A 1025-nucleotide genomic window follows, 5' to 3' on the forward strand; every position below is an offset into this window, starting at 1 on the left:
GGTGCTTTTGACCGCATCACAGCATTGGCCGCCAAGCTCTTCTCGGTGCCGATCGCCATCATCAGCCTCGTCGATCATGACCGTATCTGGTTCAAGTCCCACCACGGTCTCGGGGTTGAGCAAATCGATCGCGACCCCGGACTTTGCGCTTCAGCGGTGCTGCAAGATGGTCCGTGGATCCTGGCCGATGCCAGTTGCGATGTGCGCGCACTCACCAATCCCCTCGTTGCCGGCGAGTTCGGCCTGCGCTTCTATGCGGGCGTGCCGCTCCGCACGAGCGATGGGTACAATCTTGGTACGCTCTGCGTCATTGACCAGGAACCGCGCGAGGTAACTGATGCAGAAGTCGCACAACTCTCCGACTTGGCTGCCATGGTCATGGATCAGATGGAGTTGCGGCGGGCAGCGCGTCAGACTGTTGCGGAAATGTCCAGCCTACTTGCCCAACGTGATGAACAAGCATCGCGGCTGCACAGAACCGAGCGGCGGCTGAACGCCGTTCTTGACAACGCCAGCGTTGCCGTCTTCCTGATGGATGGCCGACAACACTGTAGCTACATGAACGCTGCTGCAGAGCGAATGACGGGCTATAAGTTTGCTGAAACGCTGGGACGGCCACTGCATGATGTGATTCATCACACCCGTCCCGATGGCTCGCACTTCCCGCTTTGCGAATGCGCGATTGACCGGGCTTTTCCGGAGAAGAAGAACACCCGAGGCGAGGAAGTCTTCATCCATAAAGATGGACATTTCTACCCCGTCGCTTTCAATGCCAGTCCCGTCCAGGACGAGACCTCGAAAACAGTGGGTACCATCATCGAAGTGCGCGATATCTCCGCCGAAAAGGCTGCGGAAGACGCACTGCGTAGCAGCCTCGACCGACTGGCGAGCGAGACTCACACACTTGAAGTGCTGAACCGCACGGGCGCGCAAGTTGCCGCTGAACTTGACCTTGGGAAGCTGGTTCAACTCGTCGTTGATGCTGGCGTGGAGTTGACTGGCGCACAGTTTGGTGCCTTCTTCTA

At 58.3% G+C, this 1025-nt stretch carries 1 protein-coding gene; it reads left to right on the forward strand.

Going from position 1 to position 1025, the window contains the following annotated elements; translation table 11 throughout:
- Window positions 1–1025: PAS domain S-box protein (locus D2K64_RS23745; protein ID WP_120010901.1), on the forward strand; the 1025-nt coding region annotated here is incomplete at both ends.

The sequence above is a fragment of the Teichococcus vastitatis genome (assembly GCF_003604215.1).
GTDB classification, from domain to species: domain Bacteria; phylum Pseudomonadota; class Alphaproteobacteria; order Acetobacterales; family Acetobacteraceae; genus Pseudoroseomonas; species Pseudoroseomonas vastitatis.